The sequence below is a fragment of the Paenibacillus sp. NRS-1782 genome, from assembly GCF_050467685.1.
In the GTDB taxonomy this organism is placed as follows: domain Bacteria; phylum Bacillota; class Bacilli; order Paenibacillales; family Paenibacillaceae; genus Paenibacillus; species Paenibacillus terrae_A.
In genome coordinates this window covers 1-14,593 of sequence record NZ_JBITPH010000008.1, presented here as the reverse complement: position 1 = coordinate 14,593, position 14,593 = coordinate 1, and the positions used below count along the sequence as shown (strand labels likewise).

12 protein-coding genes and 1 pseudogene are annotated in these 14,593 nt (G+C 36.9%); 4 read left to right on the top strand and 9 right to left on the bottom strand.

Going from position 1 to position 14,593, the window contains the following annotated elements; all coding sequences use genetic code 11:
* The 3 genes and pseudogenes from ACIFQM_RS02225 to ACIFQM_RS02215 all read right to left on the bottom strand — a co-directional run.
* Nucleotides 1-1,778: pseudogene (locus ACIFQM_RS02225) on the bottom strand (hypothetical protein); the annotation flags it as partial.
* A complete protein-coding gene (locus ACIFQM_RS02220; RefSeq protein WP_430037826.1) occupies nucleotides 1,732-2,496 on the bottom strand; it encodes a hypothetical protein in 765 nt (254 codons plus the stop codon). The gene ACIFQM_RS02220 and the pseudogene ACIFQM_RS02225, both read right to left, overlap by 47 nt.
* A gap of 337 nt (nucleotides 2,497-2,833) precedes the next feature.
* Entirely contained in the window at nucleotides 2,834-4,066 is a 1,233-nt protein-coding gene (locus ACIFQM_RS02215; RefSeq protein WP_430037823.1) for a hypothetical protein, read from the bottom strand.
* Between the two features lie 229 nt (nucleotides 4,067-4,295).
* Here ACIFQM_RS02215 and ACIFQM_RS02210 point away from each other — a divergent pair, with 229 nt between their 5' ends.
* Complete coding sequence (locus ACIFQM_RS02210) at nucleotides 4,296-4,577, top strand: tyrosine-type recombinase/integrase (protein ID WP_430037835.1); 282 nt, start codon at nucleotides 4,296-4,298, stop codon at nucleotides 4,575-4,577.
* Here ACIFQM_RS02210 and ACIFQM_RS02205 read toward each other — a convergent pair.
* The 4 genes from ACIFQM_RS02205 to ACIFQM_RS02190 form a co-directional block, all read right to left on the bottom strand.
* Nucleotides 4,520-4,864, bottom strand: a complete 345-nt coding sequence (locus ACIFQM_RS02205) for a hypothetical protein (RefSeq protein ID WP_430037820.1) — start codon at nucleotides 4,862-4,864, stop codon at nucleotides 4,520-4,522. The two genes, ACIFQM_RS02210 and ACIFQM_RS02205, sit on opposite strands and share 58 nt — an antisense overlap.
* A gap of 308 nt (nucleotides 4,865-5,172) precedes the next feature.
* Nucleotides 5,173-6,450 (bottom strand): ATP-dependent nuclease, encoded by a 1,278-nt coding sequence (locus ACIFQM_RS02200; protein WP_430064989.1) that lies wholly within the window; start codon nucleotides 6,448-6,450, stop codon nucleotides 5,173-5,175.
* 23 nt (nucleotides 6,451-6,473) lie between these two features.
* Nucleotides 6,474-6,887 carry an AAA family ATPase gene (locus tag ACIFQM_RS02195; protein WP_430064987.1) on the bottom strand — a complete coding sequence of 138 codons (414 nt, stop codon included), beginning with the start codon at nucleotides 6,885-6,887 and terminating at the stop codon, nucleotides 6,474-6,476.
* A 608-nt stretch (nucleotides 6,888-7,495) separates the two neighbouring features.
* Nucleotides 7,496-8,629 (bottom strand): hypothetical protein, encoded by a 1,134-nt coding sequence (locus tag ACIFQM_RS02190; protein WP_430043299.1) that lies wholly within the window; start codon nucleotides 8,627-8,629, stop codon nucleotides 7,496-7,498.
* A gap of 376 nt (nucleotides 8,630-9,005) precedes the next feature.
* Between ACIFQM_RS02190 and ACIFQM_RS02185 the strand changes: the two genes are divergently transcribed.
* Nucleotides 9,006-9,323, top strand: a complete 318-nt coding sequence (locus ACIFQM_RS02185; protein ID WP_430064985.1) for a nucleoside triphosphate pyrophosphohydrolase — start codon at nucleotides 9,006-9,008, stop codon at nucleotides 9,321-9,323.
* 28 nt (nucleotides 9,324-9,351) lie between these two features.
* On the top strand, nucleotides 9,352-10,089 hold the full coding sequence (locus ACIFQM_RS02180) for a hypothetical protein (protein WP_430064983.1): 738 nt from the start codon (nucleotides 9,352-9,354) through the stop codon (nucleotides 10,087-10,089).
* A gap of 293 nt (nucleotides 10,090-10,382) precedes the next feature.
* Here the strand turns inward: ACIFQM_RS02180 and ACIFQM_RS02175 are convergent, their stop codons facing one another.
* Entirely contained in the window at nucleotides 10,383-10,901 is a 519-nt protein-coding gene (locus ACIFQM_RS02175; RefSeq protein ID WP_430064981.1) for a DUF6985 domain-containing protein, read from the bottom strand.
* A gap of 180 nt (nucleotides 10,902-11,081) precedes the next feature.
* Nucleotides 11,082-12,125, bottom strand: a complete 1,044-nt coding sequence (locus tag ACIFQM_RS02170; protein ID WP_430044547.1) for an ankyrin repeat domain-containing protein — start codon at nucleotides 12,123-12,125, stop codon at nucleotides 11,082-11,084.
* 875 nt (nucleotides 12,126-13,000) lie between these two features.
* On the opposite strand from ACIFQM_RS02170, the gene ACIFQM_RS02165 reads away from it, so the two are divergent.
* The coding region (locus tag ACIFQM_RS02165) for a contractile injection system protein, VgrG/Pvc8 family (RefSeq protein WP_430064979.1) at nucleotides 13,001-14,593 on the top strand (1,593 nt) is incomplete at its 3' end.

Below are 14,593 nucleotides of genomic sequence, written 5' to 3'. Positions count from 1 at the left end.
TCGAACAGACCCGATTTGGAAGCATCTATACATAGGGCTTGTAAATGCTTCATGATCGCAATTGGAAACTTGTATTGCAATAACCTTTCTTGCGCGTTAGCGATATTTTCTATCGTCGTATTGATATCGGTGATTTCTCCCGTTTTATCTTCAGAGCGAATAATAAAATCAATAACATTTGCCTTGTTCCATTCCTGTGAAGGAGCGGTTGATTTATCTGCATCGTTGACTTGTACCAGTGAATCAATAACATAGTCTGCCAACGATACTTTAGCTTGAACAGGAAATCGTTCCTCGAAATGCTTCTGGATATTTTCATTCAACAGGTCAAGTCGATTTTTACCGTGGTGTTCACTTTTTTCGTTATTAACCTTAAAATTATACTGCTGTAGGTATTCAATCTGAGTCTCTGCCAAATTTAATCCTGTAGACAGAACCAGTAATTCATCGCCGTCCCTGTCTGCGCCGCCAAGACGATCTGGCTCTGTCCCTAAAGGAAGCTGCACAATGTTGTCGATATGACGAATAAACTCAGCATCCTCACCTTCATAATCCACAAATGTGGTTCGAGTGATTTCACTGAAGGACATGATCGGGTTCCTCGCAAATAGATTCTGACCTACTATCACACCACCACAGTAACTCTGCTTGGCAGATAGAAACCCTGTATATTTCCATGTATGGTGATCCGCTGCTGCAGCGTAAGATAGAAACGCTAAAATATCTTGTGTCACATACAGATACTTAGCTTCAATATAAAATTTACCCAAGCCCATTTCATCTATTTTATGGTCGATTACTTCCTTGATCGTTTGTCTTACTTTATGGTCGAATGCCAATTTTTTATTAAGGTGTAGAGCATGGATGGCATCGCTACATTGTTTACCAATCCCATTATCCGAATTTTCCTGATACACCAAGTGCAAAAATGCTTGTACATAGCGGAGATCTTCCCAGTCTAGCTCTTGTTTGCGATAGATACTTAATGCCCGATATATGAGGTCACCCTGCACATGGGATAAACACAAGATATCTCTGGCTTGCATATCCAGTGCCAGCAATAACTGATATGATGATTTTCGGTATTGTTCATGTACTGGCTTGACAATATTGGAAATACCAATCGCATCATAGCCATACTCGATCAGTTTAGACTGGTATGCTGTTATCGAGGGAAATAACCAGGCTTTCTCCTCTAAACCGTCTGGCTTTTCTCCGATCACTTGCAGCTTCGCTTTAAAAGTAGACTCGGTGGTCAAAATATCAATCTTATCCGCATCATGCCACGTTCCGAATATATCCTGAATCCGTTTCACATTATGCTTACGGAAATATCCATGAAAATCTACACAGGGAAAGAAGCCTTTGATTGCTGGCAAGCGTAATTGATAACCTGTAATCGTATAGTCCACTTCCAGAAAACGCTCCATTTGCCGTCCTAACTCTTTTGAGACCAAACCCATACCATCAAATACATTTTCCATGACCGTATGATTTTTTACTTCAGCTAATTGCAATCCCGTTGACCATGGTGTGATGGGGAGTTCTTTTTTCTCATACGGCTCAGTCTGGTCGATAGTCCATACGGGAACCGAAACGCCATCTTTCTTTTCGACTTTCCATGCAGGCTTACTAAGGTGCTCTAAGCACACTCGTCTGTTATTCTCTTTTTCCCAGCGACCAGCCGTTTTGTACTGTTCTCTATCGTTAGGTGCGATGGGAAGCTCAACTTTATGCTCTTTGACTTTTTTGATGATTTTTTTGGCGCTGCTTTTCATAGTGTTGTTCTTCTTCCACATAGGCTTGAAGCTTAACATATCTTCCTTCTTCTTCGGGTGTACGATGATATGGAAGGATCATCTCTACATCTTCCGTCACAGGTATTTCTTTATCGGGGAGGATGCAAATAGTTAGCTGTTTCATATCTATAGGAAAGAGATACACATCTGTCGTCATTAAGGCATTGCGCGTCAAGTTTTTAGATACGGTACATTGGGTCGGTTCAGTCCCAAGGGAAACATGTGCTTTCAACGCTTCAGCATATTTCCCCAGTACAAATAGCTGACGACATTCTTTGTTCTGAGCACCGGAAAGGACATTATCCAGAAATAAATAGGTATGCCGAGCAATCTCTTGACCGTTTGTATTTGAATAGATGGCGGTAAAGCCCTTTTCCAGCAAACGTTTGAGTTTGTCATTATCCTCCTCACTACGTCCACGTCCCGTTTCGATGGTCATGATTGGGAGAAGATTCTTCTTTTTTCTGATCGGCTTGCTATTATTGGAATTTGGATTAGAAGCATCTTGATTCGTTATGTACTCTGTTGTAGCATCGAATTTCTTGTTCATTATTTTCTCGTGCAAAATGTAATAAATAAAGGTTTCACTTGCTTGCTTTGCATCTGCTAAAGTATAGACCAGTGAAAATTCGCCATTTTGCTCTGTTACATCATCAAGTCGATATTGCCATATGTGGTATTGTCTTTTTTTGATCATACGCTTTCCTCCAATATTTTTAGTTTAAATATAGAACTAATGTTCTTATTTTATTATATCGAATATGCGTTCTCATTTGAATAGTTAGTGTAATATAATTTTTGAAAGTAGAAGAAAGTTTTTTGGGAAACGAGAAAAGAGACTATATTATTAAATCATTATTATCGCGCTCCCGATCCTTACCGGTCATTATGTATCTCCCAGAAAGACATGAAGAAGAGACCTAGCATCAGTTGCTAGGCCTTGACACTCGAGCTTCAATTTGATTAGTATGAATAAAATATGACTTTTACATCTTTATAAAATTTGTGATTTCTACGTTTTCTGATTGAAATTCCTACAACTCATCATCGGGAAAATCAGCCTCTGCGTCATAAAATGAGTTAGAATAGAAATCCCCCTCAAAATCTAACAAGTTAAAGTATTCCTCTTCAGACAGGTCAAATACTTTACAAATCAAAACTTTGTCATTACCCCATTTGTCTAAAATGAGATTTTTGCAACTTACTGTTAAACTTAATCCACCCATCAAATCCATATCATAAGAATCATAGTATGTCCTACTGTATATGAATTCTGATTCTAATATCATGAAAATTGAATTTAAAAGAAATTTATCAAATGAAATAGATGATTTTTTTCCACCGGATTGATCGTATATAAACTTCATTCTTTTCATTCTTTTTATACTTCTTTTCATTCTAGCCTTGTTCTCTAAATCTTGTTTTTTTCGTTCCTTACGAATCTCCTCTGACTCCAAATCAGTATAACCGTATGCTTTGAGGATTTCGTCTTGATCATTTTTGGGAAATTCAATATTTTTTTGCACGATACTCTGTTCATCATAGAAAAATTTTATCAATCTTTCATAATCATTCAAACTTATGTCTTCATTTATTTGCCCCAATTTTTGTATTAACGAACCAATAAGTTCTATAATAATTGGTTCATCCAACAACTTCATCTTGATATCCTTTATTGCATTTGAAAAGTCATAAGCTAAATCTGGATTAGGTATAAATTTATTATTAACTCCCTCTAAAATCTTTCTAAGTACATGTCTGTCGTTATCTAGTTCGGAATTGTATAAATTAACACATTCCTCAAAGAGATTGTATAAAACTAATATGTCAGTATGTTCTATTCTAGCTGTAAAATGAGTCAAACCATTACGTAATGTGTCCAATCTCATTAATTTAAAAATAAATTTCTCATCAAATCCTTCAACATTATAAAGATAAGCCAATATCTCATAAGCTTTAGTAAAGGAAACGGTATGTAACTTATTTTCTATTAGCGTGCTATCATTTAAAGCTCTCCTTTGTTTATGCATACTTTTGTAAGTTTTTATAACTTTCTGATAAGAGTTACTGTCTTGCATTTCATAAATCATAAAATTATTTCTAGACTGCAACAAAAATTTAAAAGTCAGCTCTAAAGCATTATGTAAATTAAGAATTAACATTTTGTAATTTTTAACATTTAAGCGATCATCAATGATATTTCTAAGATAGCCTTCTGAAACTTCAAGTGTTAATTTTATATTCTCTTCAATATCTAAATCAAACAAATTACTTTCCTCCTTGAATATGACCATAAATGATCTAAATTTATAAAAGTTCTAACAAACATCTTACTACTTAGCGTGACTCCTGAGAAGCTTAATTTTTCTTACTTCAAATTAAATTTTATCGTATGTAAAAACCAAACAGTGTGAGAATCTAAGGTGATCAGGAAGCAAAATGAATCTATTCTGTGTAATACACATTACGTCTTTAAAGACGTAACGGCAGTTCCTTCTGTTTGAGCTTAGCCCCCTTAAACCAAGAAATTTACTTCGCAGTTTCTATCGACTGATCAAATATGCAGATGTTCCTCCAATTCGTTTTCATGTTCTTAGACATACTGTGGCTTCCCTCATGCTTGCTGAGAACGTCAATCCCAAAATTGTAAAAGAAATTCTTGGACATTCGGACATAAGAGTAACGTTGGATATTTACTCTCATGTTTTACCTGTCGTTCATCAACAGACCGCTTTTGGGAAAGTTAGCTTCCGACGAGCTTCCCGGTTGCATTTGTGAACAAGTAGATGGAAAAGTTCCTTAAATACGGAAAATGGGACTTCGGCGGCTTTGGTTGAAAAGCGTGAATAATGGACGACAGGCAAGCCAGAGAGAGGCGCATAATCTACGCTGGATCGATAGCTGCTCCATTGTTCCAAGGCAGCCACACACCAGTATTGGAGTATATGGTATACCGTGAACTTGCGGCCTTTGTCTTCATAGCCTATTAACTTCACAACCCTTTGAACTTCTTCAGGAGTCAGCAGGGATTGAAGGATAGATGTAATCGTGATAGAATTTTTCATGAGATCATCTTCTTTCGGATTCGTTTGGTGGGTACCAACGATTCTATAGAAAAGACGATCTTTTTTCTACCATTTTGCGGTTATTCAACAGGCATGAGGAAATAGTTTACTTTTCAATTTAATTTGAACGGAGGTACTTTATTTTGAAGCGCTCTAAGGCTAACAAGGAGGTTCATTTGGGAGAATGGTTAAAAAAGATAAACTGAACATCCCCACCTTTTTTGGGTGGGAGAATGTCCAGTAAGGCTGGATAGACTATACTTTCAATGAATACCTTTCAAATGACCAGTTCAACTTGTTCGTTTAACTTAAATTGTTAGTGCGTCGTCCTTCTTCTTTTTTTCTGCTTCTTCAAGAGATTTTTGCTCAATCAGCCCGAGAAATAATTTTTCGTAATCTTCAGAAGTTGTGATTTTTTTGAAACCACCACTTGAAGTTAAATCTTTATCGCGATTTATTATTTGTTCAAATATACTTTCAACCAAAGTTCTAGCTTCGCTGTAATCGTTTTCTTTCTCTGCTTGTCCATCTAAAATTTGATAAATCACTTTCGTTTTTTGATCGCTTGAGACATCTCCAATACCAATAGCATTTTCGAAGTGAGTTATTGAACAAAATATTCTAATGTTATCACTGTGTTTAGAAGCATATATTTTCTGGCAATTAGTTAACTGAGCTTTAAGTGTAGAAGCAGAATGCTTGTCATGATTATCTACATCATGTAGCACATCGTAAGAAGAATTAAATTGATTGAGAACTTTCATTAGAGTTACAATGGTAGCCTTACCTCTAGCACGAATAATATGAATGTTAGTGTCTCTTTCTTTGGCAAGATGCTTGAAAGCAATATATTCAGTATCACCTTCCACAATTACTACTCTGTCAGCAAAAAAGAATTCATTCACATAAGAGTCTACGTAATTTAGGATTTTCATGTTTGCTATATCATCATCGTCAAATTGTTCACTTACCGATTTATACAACTGGATAGCTTCTTTTTCGCCAACTCTGAAAACTTGAATAGAGGTGTGTCTTTCCGATAAATCTATAAGTATCGGAGAATGAGTCGAGATCATTAATGGCATTTTTTTGCCTATTTGATAGAGCGAACGACTTAATGCACGAACTGCTTCGGGATGCAAGAATGCTTCTGGCTCATCTATAAGCAGTAATTTGTTGTCATTTTCGCCGAGAAGTTTTTTCTCTATCATGTTCTGTATTAGGTATATTAGGCTCATTCTTTGAAGTCCAGTACCTTGGTTGGCTAAAGGCATTTTGGATTGTTTATTGCTATCAATGTGTACGCTTGAATTTGTAGACTTCAATAAGTCGGCTGATGAAAATCCTTCACTTTCGCCGCCTACAACATTTAGTGATAGATGGTTATTAGAAAATAGTATTCTTAGATTATTGGAAACATCGTTACTTACCTGTGATAGTATGCTGTCTGTGTTTTGCTTAATTTTTTTTAAAAACGCAGGATATGCTTTTTTCAAGCTTGAATACTCTTGAGCCAATATAGAGGTATCCTTATCTTCTTCTGCGTCTCCATTGAAATCTTCGAGTTTTAAGAGATCATTTTTTATTATTTCAGAGTATATATCTTGAATTAGTCGTTTATGTCATCAGGTAACATGGAGGGAGTTATGTAAAAAGGCTTATTGTTTAAGATTTCCTCCAACTTATCGTATAATTCGTGCGTTTTTTTGATTTCTTTGCCCTTCTCGTCACAAAAACTTGGGGCACTTTCTTCTTTGTACTTCTTTTTAATAGTTATCTGGTCTTCATCAGATTCAAATACAGCTTCAAGCGTTATATCTGTTCTACGCACTGAAAAACAGTCATTTGGGATGGTTTTTGCTTTAGTTTCTTTTTGGAAAAAGCAGTTGATGGCTTCTAAAATAGTTGACTTACCCGTGTTATTTCTCCCAGTTAGAATAACAATAGAATCTTTTGAGAAATCAATTGTAAATTTCTCTTTAAAGACCTTATAGTTTGTTACGCTGAATTTAACCAATCTCATAATCTTCCTCCTCCATAAGAAATCGAGTATCTACGACAAATTCTCTATTCATAAGTCTAAATACGAAATGAAGAATTTATTACCATCATCATACTACAACATACAGGTAATTGGAACTATTTTTATTTATTTATTGGTAATTCAGACTCGGCAACCTACCTTTATTATGGGTAAATAGACCTCTATTTCACTAAGCTATTACGTATGGTTTAGGAATAACTACATTGATAGGCTATAAAAAAACTTGACAAAGGGGCAACCTTACCTTCATCTTGCTCAATCATTAAACTAACCATTTAAAACCGAAATAAATTTGCTTCCTCGCTACATCGAATGGGGTAAAGAGACTGCGATTTTATATAGAGAGGCGGGCATGATAAGCTGGTTAGCAACGCGAAGTCCTTATGCTTCGCGGCTTTCGCGAGTACTCATGCCCGCAGAGGCTCCATGTCAAATCGCTCTATTAGTCTAGAAACCGTAACTTTAGCCACGAGTATAGCGAAGAGCCATAAATTTCTTACGAAACAAAAAACCACCTGATATGTGGGTGGCTTTAAACTGTAAGCTTTAAAATTAAGGAAGATAGACTAAAATTGGAATTATTTCATTTATTCATTCAGAGATTTAATGACACTCCAGAACATACTTTCAACCATAAGTTTCTTTTCATCATTTTCGACTGGTAAATCACCCAACTTTCCGAAAAATTGTAAGAGAGAATAAGTATTATTTGATGAGACTTCAAAATACTTATCCTGATACTTTTTAAAAGCTGTTTTTCCTATAATCCTAATTAGTTCCTGTTGAATTTTGTAGGCTAGAAATTGATCAATTTTCTTAGTCTTAATAGCTAATATAGTAGACTTTACATTTTTTATATGCTCTGGAAGGTACTCTAACTCAAGTATTTTTTTAATTGCTGGAGTGATCTCACTCCCCATATGTTTAATTTTAATTGTTTTGTCTAAGATTAAGGGAACGCTGGAACCGTCTTTATTTGTAACGTTGCAAGTGGGATGTATCTCTACTGTGTGAATTTTGGACTCAGAGTTTCGTACTTTAAATCCATAAGATAATTTCCCCACACCATCTAAGTCAAAATATTCATTTGACAAGAAATTTAATTCCATATTAGAATGATCAAGCTTTTGAGATGTTAAGGTGAAATTGAATTTCAATTTATCAAGTGCCCAAATAGTACAATATAATAGGATATGATTATCTATTTGTTGGTATTTTGGAGTAGCGAAACATCTAATTATTGGTTGATTATGTTCAATCACAGTTCTAACTAATACATTGTTTTCAGATAAAAGGCCATTTTCACCAAACCAATAATTGTAGTTGTGTTGAATCAAGTCATAGTGTGTATCAGCGTCTTTTAAAAGATGTTTAGCATATGGACTCATGCTGATGTCTTGAAAAAGCTGTGAGATGGCATCTGATGTTGTAGTATATTTCATATTGGTTACTCCATCTAAATTTAGGAGTAATTGACCATCACCATTATTATCTTGAGTTGTTCCTTCAAGTAATAGTTGCTTAAACTTTATTTCATAGTCAACTTTTGTCCAAGTTGTTTTAGGTACCAGTAAATTGTATGTTTCTCTTATTTGTCCGATATTGAGTTCATTGTTTGATGAAGCAAAAGCTTCACCATCTACTTGTTCAAATACCTTTTCGTCAATTGGATTACCTTTATCTAAGAGTCGAATGAGTTCTTTTTTGGTTAGATTTTTCATTGAAACCCTCACTTTACATTCAATTTATTTAGCACTGATTAGAACAGTGAGGACTTTAGTAGGATTGCTTATGGAAAAAACATGCCCCCACTACATAATAAAGTGGGTTATTTGTGTTTGTCAATATTTGTTGATTTTTGCGAGTGGGAACCTGGTCTTCTCCCATCAGACATGCAATTCGAGCAAATCAAATGTAATTCCCAGTGAGGAATTGATTACTCTACTAGAGGAAAGGAATCAGCGGTTGCTTGAAGCGTTGCTGAAACTTGGACAGAAGGATAAAGCATGTATCCGAGTTGGAAATGGCGTTTGATAACGGACTGGTCAGAAAGTTTTGGATTTCTTGTCAGGGTTGATATTGGGGAGGGGATTACTGATGAAGGAATATAGCAAGTTGGTTCGGGATAAGATTCCAGTGATTATTGAAGCATCAGGAAAGAAAGCTGAGATGCGAGTGCTTGATGACGCAGAATATAAGAAAATGCTTGATGTGAAGCTTCAAGAGGAATTGTATGAGTATATCACGGCAGTAGAAAAAGACCAAGTAGCTGAATTGGCTGATTCGGTCGAGGTCGTATATGCTATATTGGATAATAAGGGAATTAGCATTGAAGAGTTTGAACTAGTAAGGTTGGAGAAAAAGAAGAAGCGTGGCGGGTTTGGAGAAAAGTTTTTATTGGTAAAAGTAGAATAAAAAAATCTAATTCATATGAGGTTTATTAATGGAGCAGGAATATTTCGATTTTACAAAAGAAGAGCATCAATTATTAAAGGGACACAAGATAGATTCTACTTTTGATCCCAATTTTAATATTCTAACGTTTAGTCAATACTATCAGGCTTTGGAATATGTAAGTGAACCATTTATCATTTTTGAATACCGATTCGGTAGTTTAAACAGATACTTAGAGTACTCAAAAAGATATTGTGATGAATATATAGCTACAACAAATGAGTATCTTGAAAAGCTTTTTTCTAATAAAGATTCATCCGCTGAAGAATATGATATTCATTCAGAAATAGGCCTACCAGATACTGAATACTTCAGCGAATACAATTACTCATCAATTTTATCAATGTTAATCAGTATTCTTGAAAATTTTATAGTTCATATATCCAAAGAAATAGCTTCAGAGAAAAATGTTAAGTATACAATAAAGAATGGGAAAGATCCAATAATCAATAAACATCTTGATTTTTTGTGTGATAGCTGCAATTTGAAAGTGGATATTGAACCTGTTTTATTAATTAATCTTGATTTGATAAGAACAGTCAGAAATAAGTACATTCATAATATTGATGGAACGTTTACAAATAGAGTCCTTTCTAAACTAAAAAAGTATCATCCTCATTCCTTTCGTAATAACAACTTCACTCTAGATTATTTATTCATGGATCATTCTTTCGAAGCTATTGGATCGTTTGTAAAAAGAATAGAGATTTCTTGTGCAAAGGAGTAATCCATTATTACTTAGTAATATGCTATATTTTTGCCTTAACGAATGGGAGTCTGAAGTTCTGCTACTTGATATTATTTCAAGCAACTCGTCAATCGAGAGTCCCGGCTTATATTTATGAATCATAGCGTGGCAATTAACGCAAACTGGCCCTAGGTCTTTTATGGGGTCTAGTTTCATCCTCATTAATCAGATAAAAGACCAAATAACGATGAATGATCAGTTTACGGTAACCTTTGCTTTTAAGCAAGTCATCCAGCATTGGACTTCCCCCGCACTGCTTCTGCAAATGCTTATTACCTGTAGTCGCTTTTATCCCAAATTGCATATTCCCCATAACCTAGAAACTCACGTACTTCAAGAACTTTCTTTCCTTTGATAATAACTTCTATGCCATCTTCAAATTCCCATTCCATACCAACCAAAATGCTTGCTCCAAATACGGCATCATTGTTATCATAGGGATTTCTGTAGATAAAAATATCGCTTACTGAAATAAAGAGTAAAATATCCCTACCTTGAGCATCCGACAAACCATCCGGGCATTTCATATCTGGATAACAATCTGTCATTATACCATCTTTCCATACACACATTTTTTTGCTTAATTCATCAATAGTTTCATCAGGCAGATTATTTAAACAATCTTCGATATATGACTCCGCTTCGTTTAAACTCATGTCTTCTTCTCTAAAATGGTATTCTATGCGTTCATTAGATAAAACGAACAAACCAAATCCAGAAGTAGCTTTTCCGTTTGATGCGTAAATGTCTTCCTCTTTTCCAACATTCTCTAAATGAAATTTAGTATCCAATTAGATATCGCCTCCAAAAATATAAGTACTCTGCACATTGCGACGGCTTTTTCAATTACTTCCTTGTTGCGATACACGATAACCGCCTCGATCGGGTCTTTGATCTCATTGCTAAGCAGTGCGAAATACCCGTAGTTCTTAGCAGCGGCATCGATTGCCTCCTGCTTATTTACAGTTACATCATTCCATCATATTAAATATTGTTTTGGTTTCACGTGCCCGAGCCAATTCCAAAGGTGTTTTTCCATTATCATCTTTAGCCTGAATGTCAGCCCCATATTTTAATAGAATTTCAGCCGCTGCTGCATTTCCCTTGCTGACAGCTCTATGCAAGGCTGATTGTTTATACTGGTTCCTACATTCAATATTAGCTCCATGATCCAACAGGAATTGAATGCCCAAAACGTTATTACAATCCGCAAAATTATGTAAAGGGGGAAACGGTTTCTTTTCGCAATTCACATCGCAGCCCAGCTCTAAAATATCATTTAAAAGGGCTTCATCTTTACAATGAAGAGCGATCCCGAACCCCTTCTTTCCTACCTCTTTTTGATAGATATCCGCATATTCCGTATGTATATAATTCACAATATCACTTGAATATCTAAATGCAATTTCAAGCGGTGTTTCAGCCAACGCACGTTTTCCTACATTTGCCCCTTTTTCTGCTAAAAGTCTAAATGCCTCTAAATTATTGTGTTTACAGCAAAACTGCAAAGCTGTGCCGCAATATTCCAGAACCTTATCTAAATTGGATTTACTTGCGTTCGCAACGAGTTCCTTGATTCCTTCCATATCATTCATATAGCATGCAAACACTAGGGTTTTTTTAATTTTTTCGGCCTTTAATGATTTCCGTAGGGTTACTTTACTTTCCTCTCCCTCCGGTTCCAAATCATATCTCTGGTAGATAATCAATTCGAAGACATCACTATCAAAAAGCTCTGGATTCATATCGTTGACAATACTATATTCCATTAATTTTCCAGCTTCCACTTTGATACAAAGAATCCCCTTTCCGATCATTATCCTCTCAATCTCATTTGTATATTTTTCAAAAAGAAAAACAGTTACATCACTAACATACGAGACTTCATTTTCAACAATCTTATAATACCCGCTGGTAAACGAATTCTCTGTGCCTGATATTAAATAAATATAAGTTTTCCCTTTAATCACAGATTCATCGACAATGCTGTTAACCAAATTTTCCACACTTTTCATACATTCATGCCTCCATGATTATACCTTCTCTATTTCAGTATATTAGCATGAAATTCCTGCACCCAGTAAAAAACCAAACTGATTTTGAGCCCATTCAATTAAATTGTGTGAATCTGGAGTTTTAGAGTTCTTGAAATTGAGGCCATTTAACGCCAAGCTTCCATCCTGTGAAGGTTGAGTCTGTATTTTATTTAAAATCCACAAAGGTAAATATGTTACTTATTTATTATTACCTCACAGAAACATACAACACTCCGCATGCCTTTTGAATAAAAATAATATGTTCCCACACTCAACCCTAAAGCGTTTTTCTGAATGCAGGAACATATTCAAGTTGTTCTCAACCCTCGTACATCAATGCTTCTCATCTCGATATATCACTACCACGCACTCCACATGTGTCGAGACCACGAAAGGGATATATTCCTTTTTATTATATATATTACCTGTACTATCAAAAGCTACTCCTTCCCACAACACCCCCTTTTCCCAGATGATGCCTGTTCCCCCTTCACTTCTGTCAATCCTACTAATTCCATATGAGCCTGTATTTAATTTACCCTAATCCATGATCACGTTTAAATCAGCCCCGTTCCTGACTTTGGAAGGCAATTGCTCAAAATTACTGTCAGCTTTCCCTCCTCCCATACCTCCTGCTTCCAGATATACACATAGTAAATCCCCCAACCAATGGGTCATTCTGTAAACTAAATCTCTCTTTTAACCGATAAATACATATGCTGGGTTTATAGAATTACTAATATCCTCAATTTAAAAATTACGAAGTATCCATTACTCAAAACAACCGTAGAAGAAGACACCTATTGTAGAGGATGGGCAAGTTGGCTGATTTTATCAAGCAAGGAGAGTAAGGGATGAGCATCGTAGCGAAAGACCGCTTTACCTATCAGCACTTACATGTCACTTGGCCCTATGGCAAGCTGCGACTTTCACACGTCCACATGAGTCATGAGCTGGGAGAACATGCCAGACTGGTGATCACAGGCAGCTTGGAAGCCGATCAGGCAGATACGATTATTACTAAAGCAAGCAGCGACGATAAGATCGAACTCTGGTATTCGGATGCCAAAGACCAGAAACATCCCTTATTCATGGGGCAACTGTACTGCGTAGATGTGGAGCACAGACATCAAGAGATCTTGGTGACTCTCGACGTCATTTCTCATAGTTTTAAACTGGACACGCAGCTCAAAAACCGTTCTTTTCAACACATCCATCAAAAGTATGTGGATATTGTAGATGCGGTACTAGCCGATTATAAAGGCTCAGACAAGATCGATGAAGCTTTTGAGAAAAAAGCAACAGGTCAATTCATCATGCAGTATCAGGAGACGGATTGGACCTTTTTAAAACGGTTAGCTTCGCATGTAGGTGCCCTTCTCGTTCCTAATATCGTTTCACACCATGCGCAAATTTGGATCGGTATTCCTCAGGGCAGGCAGCATATTCAATTGAAAGAGGTTCCTTTTACGCTACAACGCAAGATCGCTCCCTATCTGGATCAGGAGGCGAACGGCTGGAAATCTGCCACTATTGGAGATTACACCCGGTATACCTTTGAGTGGGATCAAATGCTGCAACTGGGAGATGAAGTCGAGCGCAATCACGAAACGTACGTCATCACCAAACGTGAAGGCCAATTGATTCGTGGCTTGATGACTTGGTCGTATGAATGCGCCCTGTCGGCGGGCTTGAAGGTTCCTAAAATATACAATCGAACCATCATTGGTGCGGCTATTGAAGGAAAAATACTGGAGGTCAGCCGGAATCAGGTTCGATTGCATTTGGATATGGACGATCAGCAGAATCCCAAGGATGCCCAGTGGTTCCCCTATTCTGCAGAAGGTAATCAGGTCTGGTATCTGATGCCAGAAAAAGGTGCGCAGGTGAAGCTGTATTTTCCAAGTGCAGACGAAGACGATGCGATGGTCATACAATCGGTACGAACGAAACCATCTAGCGTTGCTGTCCCTCCATCTCACGCAGCTCAAGGTGCCGTGGTCGAATCACCTGCAGAACGCCACCAGCGTAAAACTGCCGATCCCGGGGTCAAATCCTTTGCGAACCCGCAAGGAAAAGAAATTTCCTTGGGCAACTCCGAACTGTCAATGAGTGCGCAGGAAGGATCACTATACATCTCCATGAATACCCATCACGGTGTCAGCCTGAACAGCACCCAACGTATACAAATTCAGGCCACAGGCAATCTTAGCCTTTCCGCAGGGAGCATCCAGCTTCGAGGAACCAATGGCTTACATCTGAATACAACCACCGATACGCTGGATTTGGAGCAGGAAGTCAACAGCGTGAGCTCGGAGATTCAACTCAAAGCCTCTCTCCATCAATACTACCCTGAGCCGCTTTTGTCTGATTTTGAGAAGCAGGTCGCTGAAAAAGGTATCCAAAGTGTGCTCGGAGCACGCGTGAAGGAGAATGTAGGTGCCACG

Bases quoted from the DNA above. Each gene is read 5' to 3' on its own strand.
- ACIFQM_RS02220 (WP_430037826.1), bottom strand. From the start codon at position 2,496: ATGATCAAAAAAAGACAATACCACATATGGCAATATCGACTTGATGAT.
- ACIFQM_RS02205 (WP_430037820.1), bottom strand. From the start codon at position 4,864: ATGAAAAATTCTATCACGATTACATCTATCCTTCAATCCCTGCTGACT.
- ACIFQM_RS02195 (WP_430064987.1), bottom strand. From the start codon at position 6,887: ATGAGATTGGTTAAATTCAGCGTAACAAACTATAAGGTCTTTAAAGAG.
- ACIFQM_RS02190 (WP_430043299.1), bottom strand. From the start codon at position 8,629: ATGAAAAATCTAACCAAAAAAGAACTCATTCGACTCTTAGATAAAGGT.
- ACIFQM_RS02185 (WP_430064985.1), top strand. From the start codon at position 9,006: ATGAAGGAATATAGCAAGTTGGTTCGGGATAAGATTCCAGTGATTATT.
- ACIFQM_RS02180 (WP_430064983.1), top strand. From the start codon at position 9,352: ATGGAGCAGGAATATTTCGATTTTACAAAAGAAGAGCATCAATTATTA.
- ACIFQM_RS02170 (WP_430044547.1), bottom strand. From the start codon at position 12,125: ATGAAAAGTGTGGAAAATTTGGTTAACAGCATTGTCGATGAATCTGTG.